Source organism: Vibrio sp. 05-20-BW147 (assembly GCF_013369385.1).
In the GTDB taxonomy this organism is placed as follows: domain Bacteria; phylum Pseudomonadota; class Gammaproteobacteria; order Enterobacterales; family Vibrionaceae; genus Vibrio; species Vibrio floridensis.
This window is the reverse complement of sequence record NZ_SZTO01000007.1, coordinates 57157-71344: the sequence shown is the minus strand read 5'-3', so window position 1 is coordinate 71344 and position 14188 is coordinate 57157. Positions and strand designations below refer to the sequence as shown.

Annotated in this window: 15 protein-coding genes; 9 read left to right on the top strand and 6 right to left on the bottom strand. The window is 46.1% G+C overall.

The window, feature by feature from the left end:
- Window position 1 precedes the first annotated feature (1 nt).
- Window positions 2–1765 (bottom strand): M4 family metallopeptidase, encoded by a 1764-nt coding sequence (locus FC652_RS07920; protein ID WP_176298148.1) that lies wholly within the window; start codon window positions 1763–1765, stop codon window positions 2–4.
- A 492-nt stretch (window positions 1766–2257) separates the two neighbouring features.
- Here FC652_RS07920 and FC652_RS07915 point away from each other — a divergent pair, with 492 nt between their 5' ends.
- Both FC652_RS07915 and FC652_RS07910 read left to right on the top strand, forming a co-directional pair.
- Entirely contained in the window at window positions 2258–3274 is a 1017-nt protein-coding gene (locus tag FC652_RS07915) for a signal recognition particle (RefSeq protein ID WP_255199148.1), read from the top strand.
- Between the two features lie 215 nt (window positions 3275–3489).
- Complete coding sequence (locus tag FC652_RS07910; protein WP_217904561.1) at window positions 3490–3858, top strand: PilZ domain-containing protein; 369 nt, start codon at window positions 3490–3492, stop codon at window positions 3856–3858.
- Window positions 3859–3953: 95 nt separating this feature from the next.
- Here FC652_RS07910 and FC652_RS07905 read toward each other — a convergent pair whose 3' ends face one another.
- Window positions 3954–4334, bottom strand: coding sequence for an STAS/SEC14 domain-containing protein (locus tag FC652_RS07905; protein ID WP_176298147.1), 381 nt, complete (start codon window positions 4332–4334; stop codon window positions 3954–3956).
- A 768-nt stretch (window positions 4335–5102) separates the two neighbouring features.
- On the opposite strand from FC652_RS07905, the gene aroG reads away from it, so the two are divergent.
- Together aroG and FC652_RS07895 are read left to right on the top strand one after the other, a co-directional pair.
- Window positions 5103–6155, top strand: a complete 1053-nt coding sequence (gene aroG, locus FC652_RS07900) for a 3-deoxy-7-phosphoheptulonate synthase AroG (protein ID WP_176298146.1) — start codon at window positions 5103–5105, stop codon at window positions 6153–6155.
- Between the two features lie 193 nt (window positions 6156–6348).
- Window positions 6349–6603, top strand: coding sequence for a nitrite reductase (locus FC652_RS07895; RefSeq protein WP_176298145.1), 255 nt, complete (start codon window positions 6349–6351; stop codon window positions 6601–6603).
- 78 nt (window positions 6604–6681) lie between these two features.
- Here the strand turns inward: FC652_RS07895 and FC652_RS07890 are convergent, their stop codons facing one another.
- Window positions 6682–7470, bottom strand: coding sequence for a lipase (locus tag FC652_RS07890; protein ID WP_176298144.1), 789 nt, complete (start codon window positions 7468–7470; stop codon window positions 6682–6684).
- A 155-nt stretch (window positions 7471–7625) separates the two neighbouring features.
- Window positions 7626–9029 carry an anion permease gene (locus tag FC652_RS07885; protein ID WP_176298143.1) on the bottom strand — a complete coding sequence of 468 codons (1404 nt, stop codon included), beginning with the start codon at window positions 9027–9029 and terminating at the stop codon, window positions 7626–7628.
- Between the two features lie 276 nt (window positions 9030–9305).
- Here FC652_RS07885 and FC652_RS07880 point away from each other — a divergent pair, with 276 nt between their 5' ends.
- From FC652_RS07880 to FC652_RS07870, 3 genes are all read left to right on the top strand, one after another.
- Window positions 9306–10871 carry a sensor histidine kinase gene (locus FC652_RS07880; RefSeq protein ID WP_176298142.1) on the top strand — a complete coding sequence of 522 codons (1566 nt, stop codon included), beginning with the start codon at window positions 9306–9308 and terminating at the stop codon, window positions 10869–10871.
- Window positions 10868–11542 carry a response regulator gene (locus FC652_RS07875; protein ID WP_176298141.1) on the top strand — a complete coding sequence of 225 codons (675 nt, stop codon included), beginning with the start codon at window positions 10868–10870 and terminating at the stop codon, window positions 11540–11542. The genes FC652_RS07880 and FC652_RS07875 overlap by 4 nt, the downstream gene beginning before the upstream one ends.
- A 175-nt stretch (window positions 11543–11717) precedes the next feature.
- Complete coding sequence (locus tag FC652_RS07870; protein ID WP_176298140.1) at window positions 11718–12329, top strand: sugar O-acetyltransferase; 612 nt, start codon at window positions 11718–11720, stop codon at window positions 12327–12329.
- 60 nt (window positions 12330–12389) lie between these two features.
- Here FC652_RS07870 and FC652_RS07865 read toward each other — a convergent pair whose 3' ends face one another.
- Both FC652_RS07865 and FC652_RS07860 read right to left on the bottom strand, forming a co-directional pair.
- Window positions 12390–12845, bottom strand: a complete 456-nt coding sequence (locus tag FC652_RS07865) for an NUDIX pyrophosphatase (protein WP_176298139.1) — start codon at window positions 12843–12845, stop codon at window positions 12390–12392.
- Between the two features lie 15 nt (window positions 12846–12860).
- Window positions 12861–13232, bottom strand: a complete 372-nt coding sequence (locus FC652_RS07860; protein WP_176298138.1) for a MazG nucleotide pyrophosphohydrolase domain-containing protein — start codon at window positions 13230–13232, stop codon at window positions 12861–12863.
- Between the two features lie 250 nt (window positions 13233–13482).
- Between FC652_RS07860 and FC652_RS07855 the strand changes: the two genes are divergently transcribed.
- Together FC652_RS07855 and FC652_RS07850 are read left to right on the top strand one after the other, a co-directional pair.
- Window positions 13483–13758, top strand: coding sequence for a nitrogen fixation protein NifW (locus FC652_RS07855; RefSeq protein WP_176298137.1), 276 nt, complete (start codon window positions 13483–13485; stop codon window positions 13756–13758).
- Between the two features lie 52 nt (window positions 13759–13810).
- Window positions 13811–13996: a hypothetical protein gene (locus tag FC652_RS07850; RefSeq protein WP_176298136.1), complete on the top strand. Its 186-nt coding sequence runs from the start codon at window positions 13811–13813 to the stop codon at window positions 13994–13996.
- Window positions 13997–14188 lie beyond the last annotated feature (192 nt).

Here is a 14188-nt window from a genome sequence, read left to right as displayed (position 1 = left end):
GCTAGTTTTGGTGAACAAAAGGCCCCGCAGTGGCGCTTGAGGTGACATTACCAGCAGCATCATAGACTTTTGAAGTGACGTAATATTCGTAAGCCACCCCTTTTGAACCATTGAAGTTATACGAATGACTCGTCACCTGTTCATTTTTGACGTAGGTTCCACAGCAGCTGAACGTCACTTCAGTTGAAGAAGCCACATCGGTTTCCCAACTAATTTGGAATTTCACTCCTTTGATGGTGCGGCTACTGACATTGGATATCGCGATATCACCGCCAGTGCCGCCTGAACCACTACCGCCGCCACTACAGAGGGTTTCAGTCACCCCCACTTCATTCCAGGCAGCCAGAACATTTGAAGAGTAAGTTCCAGAAACCGCATCGGTCGCACTGCGCGCCAAGCAAAAATCGGCATTGGGAGGAAGGGTAGTAAAGCCGCTGAAGACAATTTGCGTTGCTGCGCTCAAACCAATGCCAGAGACATCCGTACCAGAAGCAAATTGCCCATCGGAATTTTGTCCTCCGTTGACCAATAAGTAATACCAGTGATTAATGATCCCGCTGTTGATGTGGACGCCTCCATTGTCCCCTGTTCCGGTGTAACGTTCGTTGTAGTGAGATGGGTCGCCATCTTCTCCCGGATCGGCCATATTGCGGATACCATTGGTGCTAGGGGTAATGTCTTCACCGATCGTCCAGTTGCCGCTGCCATAGAAGAACTCGATATTGGTTCCCATGATGTCAGAGAAAGCTTCATTTAATGCGCCAGATTCGTTTTGATAGATGAGATCGCTAGTGGCGTCGGTCAGACCGTGTGAAAGCTCATGTCCGACCACATCTAAATCACCAGACAGATTGACGAAGGTGACGCCGTCCCCATCACCATAAGCCATTTGAGAGCCATTCCAATAGGCGTTGTTATAGTTGTTGCGGACGTGAGCCGATGAAACCATGCCCTGAGCGTAGTGCTCTACCCAATCAAATAAAAGAACCGTACGGAAATAGTGATCGGTGACGTTGGCAAAAAAATGCGCATCGACGAGTGCTGCTTGGCCTGGAGAAGTGCGACCGGGCGTTACCCAATTGTCATCATCGTCGGTGGCTAGAGTCCCGGGCAATCGGCTTCGCCCACCGGCATCGTAGGTGGTCACACGACCATCGCTCGAAACCATCTCAAACTTGCCACGATTATAGGTCGTTAGGCTGGTCAGATCTTTGGTATCACCATGAACGCCGGTGCCGCTGCCAGTGGTGAGACCGTCATAAGCATTGAGGACTTCGCCCGTTTCCGCATCAATCCAATAGTGCCAACGACTGTCGACACGTTGATTTTCGACGATGTAGAAAAATCGGCCGTTATTGGGGTCAATGTAGAGTTCGACGTGCCACTTTCCATGCCCACCGATCTTCATCATCACGATGCCCTTCGCTGCTTCGGCTTTGAGTTGAACCTCGTTGCTCGACAACAGCTTTTCGTAAGGACGACCGATTACAGCGGCGGTTTCTCCACGGGCATTGACGATGACACTGATCTCTCCACCAAACACAGTCGCATTTTCAAAACGTTGCTGATATCGATTTGCCTGCATACCATCAGCATTGAGTGAATAGTTCTTTATCAGCGTGGCGTGATCGGGCAAGCGAAAATGGGCTGCGGCTTTGCCTTTCAGTACGTGTGCCTGTGCAGTGTGAGAAGAATCATTGGCCGCAGAGGCAACCTGTAGCGATGTTGCAACCACAAATGCGGCAGCGATAGGGACGAGTTTCATTCTAACCTCCGGATGAGGAGCCGTTATGTCTGTCCGCCAGAGATAAGAAAGTCGGCCAGAGTTAAGCGAGTAGAGCAACGGTCATGGTTGCAATAACCTTTACTTCTAAGCTTAGGAAGGAAAGTAGGTGGGATCAAACCTCATTGCGGAGTTGATAATAATTTATCTGAATAATGAAGTGGATATATTGTTAATTGTGTTATTTATGAGACGAATGGGAGAGAGTGATTGATGTGATAAATAAATGAACTATAATCTCAGCGAATTTTTCTAAGATGTCCCATAAATCAGTTTTCTCTACTTGTGGTTTTGTCACTGGATTGCTTACTTTGGTAGAGTATAAACAAGGAAGTCAGTTTTAGACGTCTTAATCAACCGAAATAACAAGTTGGCTTGTATTGTATATTTGGACTGATTGAGGTTTCCGCTTTGTTGTCTATATCAAACTTATTTTTTTCTTCGTTAAAGTGTAGTGCTTTAGCGGGGTTACTCTTGGCATCCGCAAGTTTTTCGGTCGCCGCCACTTCTGAAACTCGTATTCTGACGCCTGATCAAAACTGGATGCCAGTGACCGACCTCAACCTACCCAGGCAAATGAAAATCGGTACATTAGACAACGGAATGCGTTTTGTTGTCATGCCTTCGCGAGCGGCACAAAACGCCCTTTCTCTACGTTTCGAGTTACAAACCTCGACCAATCAAACTTGGTTGGTTGCGCAAGAAGCGGATTTGTCGCAAACCCAGTTGAAAGAGGGGTTGTTGCAACTTCGCGAGCAAATCGAAGTGAACGGCAAGCTCCCATCGACACCAAACAGCACTCAAACCCTCATCTTGGTTGGCGATGTGAATGTAAAAGATGCGATTGACCAAATCGACATCGTGTTTAGTTCGGCGGAGATGTCTAATTCAGCGCCTGTAAGCCTGTTTAACCCTACGCCAAAAGCGACAGAGGAAACACAAGCTGTCGCCGTGCGTCTTATTGCCACGAGCGCTCATGATGAGATGGATGACGACAGTAAAATGTATCGTAAAGAAGCCACTAAGCGTCATTTGGCGGATGATGTACTTGTCGCTCGTGTTGAGAAACAACTGATCGATGCCAACGTGGCTGTTGTATCTGTTAAAGCAACAGAGCGTTGGAATCGTGTCCAACTGATCAGCAGTATTATCGTAGAGCTAAATGATGCCAGTCAGATCTCACAAGCAAAAGAAGTGCTCTCTGCTGCACTGCACAATGCACGCAATGGGAATGTTTCTGCTGATGAGTTTGCAGCTCAAGTTCAGTTACGTCATGAACGATTGAAAAGAGAACTGAAGTCAACAACGGCTCAACAAGCCGACGAGATCGCCAAAGCAATTCGTTTCAATCGAATCTATGTTCAACCATCGGATGAGTTGCGTTTATTCGAGTTTCACATTGCTCACATGACAGAAGCAGACGTCAACGAAGCGATGATCATTCATTGGTCTCAACGCACACAGCTTCTCACGCATATCACGGGGAATTAACTCCCTTGAATTAGAAAAAGCCAACTTGCTGTTCAAGTTGGCTTTTTTTGATGTCATTCTCTCCAATTTGGCGCGACTTTTGCTTAAAGAATACATTGAGTTTGGTTTGCCATGAAAAACGTTGCCGTGAGTTATCAGATTCTCAAATTGAGAATCGATTTGAGATACAAGACGGCGTTTTTGATAGGTAACACCGATACAGGGAGGCAATCAGTATGCAAAACAATGACGATCAAAAGCGAAAGTATTACCGACTCAAATATCCACTAAAAGCACTACCTCGTATTCGCATTAATGGAGATGTTTACAATGTGAACGAAGTGTCAGAAGGGGGCTTACGGGTTACGCTTTCCAGCATCCATCATTTCCATCAAGGTCTACTCATTCGAGGTACCTTGCAGTTACTCAACTGTGTACTGGCCATTGAGGGGCGAATTCTACGTTTCGATCAAGATGAATTGGTGTTAAAACTGTCTAAAGGGCCGAGCTTTAAACACATGGCCGCAGAGCAACGATATCTTTTGCAGCATTTTCCTACTCATGTCCGTATGCTGCGTCGAGCTTCTGCTAATCAAGTTGCTTAGTATAGTGCTTAGTGATGGGTTGAAGCGTGCTATTTCCTTCAACCCGAGATTGATTGTAGCAAGGGTATCATTGATGTCGGTTTGCTTAGGATCGACTAATTCTTAAGCCATTCAATGGCAGATTCATAATCTGAAAATGACTTCATTTCGCCAGATATAAACCAGTTGCCTATTTTGGCTGCAAGCTCTTGCCAGTTTTTGTCTCCGTAAATGGCAATTTTCTTGATATTTAAACCCATTTTTAAACCAAGCTGAAAGTCATCCCACGCAGCGCGGGGTTCCCAACCTGAAAACTCGGTGATGTCTGCCAACATTTTCATCTGTTGGGGATCAATGCCTTGAAGCGCATTGTCCAGAATTGGGGTGATCGCCTGATAATCTTGATGGGTTAATGTGCCAGTCGCCTTAAAGACTAATATGGATTCAGAGCCGATACGATTTACACCAAAGGTTATGCCGTGACGCTGAGTATTCATAGTTCTTATTCCTTATTGTGAATTTTAACTTCAGCATAGAGGACAATCGGGACAATCACGAGGATTGTATTTAGAATTTCAGTGGCTCAAGGCCTTTCGATACCGTCAAGCTCGATACGATTCTGATCGACTCGCTTTGCTGACAAGCGTAAGTAAATGGTGAGAGGGGGTGATTGGGAGCGAGATAATATCCCTGAATAAAATGTCACTAATGATTCACCGAGTCGTCATAAAAATTTCATCTATTTATGGATTGTGTTCCAGTGAAGACATATCAATACTGTCAACAGGATGTGAATAAACAGTAACGTGAGGAGTATGGATATGCAGCATCAAGAAATGGTTCAACCCACTCATTTTGGCGTTATCGGCCGAACTTGCCTTCTCGCTCTGGGTGTCGTTGCTGGTTTCCTGCTGTTTATGTGAAGAGCGACGAAGCGAGCGTTTGACCTGAATAACACGCAGTGTAATGCAAAGATGTAAAGGGGTTGGCAGCAATGTCAGCCCTTTTCACGTTTGAACACCATCGATTTGTCGGTTTAAACGTGGAACAGAGTCAGCACTTAGTTTGTTATTGGTCGTGTAATTATTAATTTACACTCTGTGTAAATTGTAAATTTAACACTAAGTTTGCTTTATTTTTAAAAAAGTGCTTGCGGTAATTGTTCTCAGCCGATAAGTTACTTGGCAAAGATAAGAAAAGCGAACGGGCACACAAAGACCTATGGTACGTACTGTTGCCCCACTCAATAGTGATAGGAAGAAGCAATGTTTCAAACTGATGATGTAAGAATTAATAAAGTAAAAGAGTTACTTCCACCAGTAGCTGTATTAGAGAAGTACCCTGCAACAGAAACGGCTTCTTCTACAACATTCCAATCTAGAAATGATATCCACAATATTCTGGTTGGTAACGATGATCGTTTACTGGTTATCGTGGGTCCGTGTTCTATCCACGATCCTGCCGCTGCGGTCGAGTACGGCAAACGCCTTAAAGCATTACGTGATGAGTTAAAAGGTGATCTTGAGATTGTAATGCGTGTTTACTTCGAGAAGCCACGTACAACAGTAGGGTGGAAAGGCCTGATTAATGACCCGTACCTTAATGACACCTACAAGCTCAACGACGGCTTGCGTATGGGAAGAAAACTATTGCTGGACTTAACCGACATGGGTTTACCAACGGCCAGCGAATTCTTAGATATGATTACACCTCAGTATGTGGCCGATCTGATTAGTTGGGGAGCGATCGGAGCACGTACGACAGAGTCTCAGGTTCACCGTGAGCTTGCTTCTGGCCTATCTTGTCCAGTCGGTTTTAAAAACGGTACCGATGGCAACATTAAGATCGCCAGTGATGCGATTCGTTCAGCCAGCTCTTCTCACCACTTCTTGTCAGTCACCAAATATGGCCATTCTGCGATTGTAGAAACAACGGGCAATCCTGATTGCCACATCATTTTACGTGGTGGCAAAGAGCCTAATTACAGTGCTGCCCACGTTTCTGCTGTCAAGGAAGAGCTGGCGGCGGCTGGCTTGCCACAAAAAGTGATGATTGATTTCAGCCACGCAAATAGCTCCAAGCAATACAAACGTCAAATGTTGGTGGCTGATGACATTTGCGAGCAGCTTGCTGCGGGTGAAGAGGCCATTTTCGGTGTAATGATTGAATCTCATCTTGTTGAAGGGCGACAAGATCTTATCGATGGAAAAACCGCCACTTATGGCCAATCTATCACTGACGCCTGTATTGGTTGGGACGATACCGAAACGGTGCTGCGTCAGCTTGCAAGAGCGGTTGCAGATAGACGAGCGCGATAACTTAACGAATGATGTCTATATTGAAAGCCAGCGTTGCTGGCTTTTTTACTTTCTCAACAACCCTTCTTCTTAATAGCCTCGCTAAGATTATGAATAATAAATGGCGCTTTTCGATTTGTGTTACAGAGCCGGTTGTTTTGGCAAAAGTTATATTTTATAAATGAGTTAACGTTTTTGAGTTTAAGGGAACAACATGGAAGAAGTAGGGAATGTTCTAATTGTCTTGATCATCTTCACTGCCATTTTTGGTAGTGGCATGCTGAAGATCTTTTTGAATCACCGGGAAAAAGTCAAAGCACTTGAGTTGACGAAGTCGGAAGGTGAAGCGACAAAAGCGCAACAAGCGATGCAGCAGCAGATCGACAAACTCACACAACGCGTCATTGTGCTAGAGAAAATCGTTACGGACCAGAAATACCAGTTGGAAAAAGAGATCGCTTCTCTGTAACCTTCAACCATGCCGTTTTCGCGGAATCAGCAAACATAACGTTGAAGAGGTCGGCGCCTCTTCTTGACATATCTGTGTTTATCGTTCGTCAAAAAAGTCTTTGTTGCGAATGTATTTACTCATCAAATGATAGGTAAAAGGCCTTATCAGCCAACTCAACACAGAACGTCCCAAGCGTTCATAAGTGGGTGTGTTTTCGTAAATTCTGCCGTTGTAGAGCCATAGCAGTTTTCCGCTGTGTGAATAAACAAAAGGTATCGGCGGCATAAAGGTGACAATGTCGAGATCGCAGCAAATTCGATAGGTTTTATGCGCCAATGAGTAGTGTTTTGCAAAACGCCAATCGCCAATTGCGGGTTGACCAAACGTGACCACGCGTTTGATGCTTTTGGGGTATTTTCGCTCAAAGTAATCGGCAAACACACAACCAATCGCACCTCCAGAAGAATGGCCAGTAATGGCGATCCTTTTTCCCTCAAAAAGTCGTTCAAGCAAGGTTTGTTCGAGTTTCTCAAGCACGCTCATGCCAAGCTTGTCTTGATTACGTGATGGCTGACTTTCTTGCATCAGTAAGTGATAAAAACCCGCATGGATTCGATAGGGTAACCCCAGTTGTGTGACGCTTTGAGTCCATAGCGCGAAGTTAAGCAGCCAATCACTCAGGCTATGTGAGCCTTTAATTACGACCACCACTTCATCCGATTCTTTACTCCAAAGCACCCGAATCATGGTTTTGCCAAACTGATTCTTAATAATGCGTTGTCCGTTGGGATCAAAACCATAACGTGTCTGTTTAAATACTCTTGGATAGGCGAGGTTACATAAAACGGCGTAGCGTTCATACTGGTATCGTTTAAGTGGCTTCACGGATTTGATTTCACTTATTTGATTTGGAAGAGCGTATTTGATGGCAATTGTGCAAAGTGAGTGTGAAGCTAAAATGACGATGTGTGTCTCTGTAAAGAAAAACCACAGAGCGCATTGCTCTGTGGTTTGAGAAGGTGAAAGCGAGACGATGTGCTTTACCACAGTCCGAGCACTTTCCACCACATTCCTCCAACAAAGATAAAGACTGGAATCACAATCAGCGAGAAGACAAAGCCAATTTTCCACCAGTTTTGTAGGGTGTGGAATCCTGTTCCAAATAAGATGGGCGCAGGGCCAGAAGAGTAATGGGTTGTCGACATGTACAAGTTACTAAAAATACCCAGCACGATTGCAGCGAGCATCGGAGGTGCGCCTGCGGAGATCGCAATGGCAAGGAAAGCGGAGTACATGGCGCTGATGTGAGCCATAGCACTCGCCATCAAGTAGTGGCTGTAGTAGTAGACCAACAGCAATAGAATCACGGTGGTTGCCCAACCAAACCCAGATAAAGATTCCCCAATGCCATTACTGAACCACTTGATAAAGCCAAGTTTATTCAGTTCAGAAGCCATCATAATGAGTACGGCGAACCAAGTGATGGTGTGCCACGCTTCTTTCTCACTAAGTACTGCGTCCCAAGTAATGGTGCGGCTAAGTAGAAGGAAGACCAAGCCCATCAGCGCCGTCACCGTGGCGTGAATCCCTAGCGTTGGGCCAAGTACCCACAATGTCACCATGCCGATAAATGTTACGCAAACCATGATTTCATCACGACTCATCGCGCCCATTTGCTGTAATTTTTCTCTGGCGATAGCGCGCATTTCGGGCGTCTTTTTCAACTCAGGTGGGAAAAAGAGATACATCGCTAAAGGAATAAGGAAAAGGCAAAGTAGACCAGGGACAATCGCGGCGGCGGCCCAACCTGCCCACGTAATTTCTACTCCTTGCTCTTTGGCGAAGTTAGCGGCCAGCGGGTTACCAGCCATGGAAGTTAAGAACATGGCACAAGTAATCGCGTTACATTGGAAAATACACTGTACTAAAAATGCACCAATACGGTTTTGTGTTCCTTTTTCTGGATCAGAATCGTACGCGCTAGCGACTGAACGAAAAAGTGGTGCAATGATGCCGCCACAGCGAGCGGTGGTACTCGGAGTAGCTGGAGCGAACAGGAGATCGGTCAGAACTAAGCCATAGGCCAACCCCAATGAGTTATGGCCCAGTTTTGAGATGAACCAGTAACCAACGCGGCGACCAAAGCCAGTGCTGATAAATCCGCGAGAAATAAAGAAAGCGGCCGCAATCATCCAGATAGTTGGGTGGGCAAAGCCGCTTAACGCGGTTTTAATTGGCAGCACACCAGTTAGGGTCGCCGCGGTTAAACCCAGTAATGCCATTGCCCCTAGTGGCAGTGGTGCGAGAATCAAACTGAGTACCGTAACAACGAAAATGACCATCATTTGCCATGCAGGCTCAGAAAGCCCTTCAGGGACGGGTAAAAACCACATCACCACGCCCAGAACAAACAGAACGAGCAGTTTTAAGTTGGTATTATTCATATTAAAACCTCCAAATAGTTACAGCGATAATAGGAGGGCGTGGGTGAGATAAAGTGAGCAAAATCAATTTCATATTACTATTGATAAACTCCGTTTTGATTCTGTCGGTGAGCGAATAGTTGTCCTGAAAAAACGCTGAGATTAGAAACGTTAAATAAATAAAACTCATAAAATTTAATCTGGCGATCAGCGTCATGTTTTGGTCTCAAGATCAGCTTTGACGCGCACGATTCGGTTTATTCTTTGCCTCGTTGGATTTTTCTTTGGTAGGTCGTCATGACGTTATCTTTTACGCGACAGTTAGCGTTTATTTTGAGTTGTACCGTTTTGATCGGGATTGCCGCTTGGTGGAGTTACAGCGCCTATCAATTAGAGAATGTCCTTAATAGTCAAATCGCGTTGCGAGCTCAGGTGCAATCTCAGCAATTGGCCAAACTACCGAGTTTGATTGAGGCGGTAGAAAGCAACAACAGTGAGCGAGTGTCCGAAATTATCTCAGTCGTGCAGCTAGTCAGTGATGCCGATTTTATTACGGTGAGTGACGAGCAAGGAATTCGTTTGGCACATCCCGTCAGCGACCGTGTTGGCTTACCCGTTGTGGGTGGCGACATTCAACGAGCATTGACGATTGGCGAAGCGTATCTCTCACAAAGTGTCGGTTCACTTGGCCCTTCCGTGCGTTTCATTTCTCCGGTTTTTTCTCCAACAGGGGAGATTGTCGGCATGGTCAAAGTGGGCTACCTGCTGGAAACGCTTGATCTGTGGAATCGTGAGAAGTTATGGCCATTACTGCTGTTTGCACTCACCGCTTTGACGCTTTTTCTGTTGTTGTCGTGGCGATTTTCTGGCTACGTGAAACGGCAGATGCAACATCTTGAACCTTGGCAGCTTAAGCAGGCACTAAAAACACACCAAGGCGTACTAGATGCGACTCATGAAGCGGTAATAGCCGCTGATCCACTCGGTCAAATTTACGTCGCCAACAATGCGGCTAAACAGATATTGGGGCATTGCTCTTGGATTGGCACCTCTTTGGATCTGATAGAGGCAACACCGAATTTGTTTGCTTTACAGGGGGATGACTACCTCGACAAAATGGCGCAGGTCAACGGCAAGGCGGTGATCATCAATCGTGTGACCATCTACACCTCATCGGGTGAAAGAGCGGGAGCCGTGTTTACGCTGCGGCAGCACTCTGAGTTGCAAGCCCTGTCCGATCGTATTAGTCAGGTTGATAAATATATGGAAAGCATGCGAGTCACACGCCACGAGTATCAAAATAAGCTCTCAATCATTTCAGGCCTACTGCAAATGGGAGAGTATGATAAAGCGCTAACGGCCTGTTTGGCGCAAGCGCATCAAAACCAAACGCGTATTGATTCGTTGCAGGGTATTAAGAAACTGCCGCAACTGACGGCGTTACTGTTGGCAAAGTTGAGTAAAGCGCAAGAAAGCAACGTGGTATTGAATATCGCCTGTCAAAGTGAGCTGGAGGGGATCACCGATCGCCTCAGCGAAGAACAGCTTTGTACCTTGGTTGGCAACCTGGTCGATAACGGCTTAGAGGCGTGTTTCGGCCAAGAAAAGGGGACGGTGAATGTCAACTTCAGTGCTTTCACCAACGAGTTTGTGTTGACCTTTGCCAACAATGGTCCTGTCGTTGGGCAAGACCTTGAAACGCTCTGTCAGTACGGTTTTTCCTCCAAAGCCAGTTATGGCGAGCGTGGCATTGGTCTTCACCTTGTGAAAAGTATTGTGCAACTAGCTGGTGGGCACATTGAACTCGACAGCGATGAGCAAGAAACCCTTTTTACCGTCTATCTGGCCAAGGAGACATCATGATCAAAGTGATGATCGTTGAAGATGAAACACGAATTGCAGAGCTTCACCAATATTTCGTGACGCAGATTGACGGCTTTGAAGTGATTGGCGTGGCGGCCACCCTGTCTCTTGCTGAGTCACTGATAGAGGTCGGTAAACCGGATTTAGTCATTATCGACAATTATTTGCCTGACGGTTTGGGTGTCGAGCTGGTCAAACATTGTCTAACACTAACCCCCAAGCCCGAGTGCATTTTGGTCACAGCAGCAAATGACGCGACCACGGTCAATCTCGCTCATCGTTACGGTGCGTTTGATTACTTAGTGAAGCCTGTCAACTACAGTCGTTTGCAAACCAGCTTGTCACGTTTGTTGAAGATGAAGCAGCTGCTTGCTGCGCAAACAACGGTAAAACAGAGCGAGTTGGATGGTATTTTCCACAATATTGAAATGAACAGTGACGAAAACTTAGGCGTGGATGAGTTTACGTTGCAACAAGTGATTTCCCTATTCCCACATGCCCACAGTGAGCATACTGCGGCAAGTGTCGCTGAGCTGTTGGGTGTGAGCAAAAGTACTGCCCGGCGTTATTTGGACAAAGCGGTGGAACGGGGGGATTTATACGCCTTCCTTGAGCATGGAAAAGTTGGCCGACCGACACGTTGCTACCGAAATAAGCCATTAAGTCCATGAGTTTAACAGTGGAAATTTTGCAATCTGCTTCTCTGTTTTTATTGCACAGAGTCAAAGTGCTCCTGCGCATCTGTTAGAGTGAGTGACCGTATTGATGAGTGTTGATTGACGGTTTTTGACTCGCCTACCTTAGTGATCGAATCACTTTTAAATGCATGTATTGATGGAGAGAAAGATGAGCGTAAGAGAGCGGATGCATCAGCAGAAGATCTATTTTTGCGATGATGAAAGCGTGGCGTTGGAGCAGCAAGCCTGCCTTGAAACGCTGTATGACTTTAATCAAACCCGACCATCAGAGATGGCGAAACGCGAAGCAATATTACGCGATCTTTTCGCGGAGATGGGCGATAACTGCTACATCGAACCGCCGTTGAGAACAAACTGGGGCAAGCACACACATTTGGGTAACAACGTTTATGCCAATTTTAACTTAACGCTGGTGGACGATACGCATATCTACATTGGCAACTCAGTGATGATTGCACCAAACGTCACCATAGCAACCGCTGGCCACCCAATCGATCCAGAGTTGCGACGAAAAGTGGCGCAATTCAACATTCCTGTGCACATCAAAGACAATGTTTGGATTGGGGCAAATAGTGTGGTGTTGCCGGGCGTTACTATTGGCGAAAACAGCGTGATTGGTGCAGGCAGTGTGGTCACCAAAGACATTCCCGCAAACGTAGTCGCGGTGGGAAATCCATGTCGAGTGTTGAGGCCAATTGGCGAACACGATAAACGTTTCTTTTATCGCGATAAGGCGATCGACGATTTACCCCAATCCTAAAACGAATAGGGGTAGTAACGCATCCACCTAATTACCTCATCGATGGATGCGTTCAACTCGCTAGCCATTGAGTGGAATGCGTGAGAGTGGAGAAGGATCTCGCAGTACAAAGTGTTGCCAAACGTGATCATACAGCGCTTCCTGCCCCGGAAACTCGGCCAACGATTTGGCTTGTTCTAAATCACACCAACAATACTCGGTATGCTCATCGTTGAGCGTAACGGTTTGATTATCATCGCAATAGACCACAAAGACAGGGATGTTGACGATGGAGTTCGTTGCAACTTGGTAAAATTGCTCGAGATATTGGCCGTTATAAAGCGTTGCCACTTGAATCCCAGTCTCTTCGGCAAACTCTCGAATGATGGTCTGCCAACCTGCCTCACCGTCTTCGATACTACCGGCCACATGGCACCAATAGTTGCCTTTTGTACGTTTCATCATCAGAATCTTGTGCTGACCATCAAAACGGGAAAGTGCTACACCCGACACAGCATGGGATTGAAAAGGGATCATATCTGTTCCTATACGTTAGTGGGAAGAGTTGGAAAACTCTTGTTCAAGAGCTTGTTTTTGCGTTGCTTTCACGTTATCCCAGTCGCTGCCGGATTCGATGGCCGCGACACGTTGGTCGTATTTCAAATGCGCTCGGCGTAAAATAGAGTCCAAGCGAACATCCGACTCTTTTTCAAGGGCAAGTACGGCGTTCAGGTAATCCCAAAGCACATCGGCAAGCTCATCTTCTAAGTAGCAAGTACGTGCTCTTGGTATCTCTTCAAGCACCTCATCCACTTCTTTTTTAAGTTCATGGAGATAAGTCTGGGGGCCCAAATACCAAGTGTTACTCTGGTCGTATTTTGCTTTGCGTCTCACGACTTCGAGGAATTGTTCAAATTCATCCATTGTTTGTGCTCCATGTTCGAGGGGCGGAAGTGTAACGATCAAAGGTGTTTTTTTGTAGCGATCTAAATAGCAGTTTTCTGAATTTTTTGATGAAAAATCATTAAGTTTGCTCAGTGTGATTCACGATATGTGAGGTCACTGGATCCAAGTCAAAAAGAGTGACTTATGCTTAGCTAGCATAAGTCAAAGAACTGGGTGGCATTTCGCTCTACACTGTGCGGCAAAGCGTTGAGTGAGTCAGTGAATTTTTATGAGTAGAGAATCCATCCAGCAGGTTATCGCGAGTTTTACCGCCATCGAACAGGCTCTCGACTACTTTGATATCGGCTACGACAGCCATTTCATTGAAGAGTACCGCAGCGAACTGGTCAAGCGCTTTAATGGCTACGTTATTTTAACTAAACCCGACGATTGGTTTTCTGCACGTCGCGCGTTAAAAAACGCTTATTGTAAAGTGCAACGTGGCCGGCTAAACCCGCACACGCGGCAAGCGTGCCGAGGATGCACATCATGCCAACGTCGCTAGCGGTAGACGGTGAACTAGCCCTAGAATTTTAAGCAGCATTGGAGAGCAAGGAATGGATACCTGTGGCAAATGCCGGCATTTTTGCCGAGCCAAAGAGAACGTGAAAGATCTATGCGGAGCGTGGGAGCAGCCTACTTTCGCTAAGCGCGAGGCTTGTGGTTTTTTCATGCCCAAAACACGTCATGTTTCTCACGCCCCCCACCATAACGGCATCGACAGAGGGACATCATCCTCATAACGTTCTGCCTCCCTATAATCGTTAATCAGCGGTGTCAGTATGTCGATCTGCAAGGCTCGCCGTTGGCTCTGTGCTTAGAGTGAGAGTCAACACAAGGTTAAAAGTTTGTGTCTGGTTTTAATTTAACTTGTTGAATATCAAAAGATGAATCTGTATATTGCAAACGCGCATGATAATTTATCTCATTTGGTA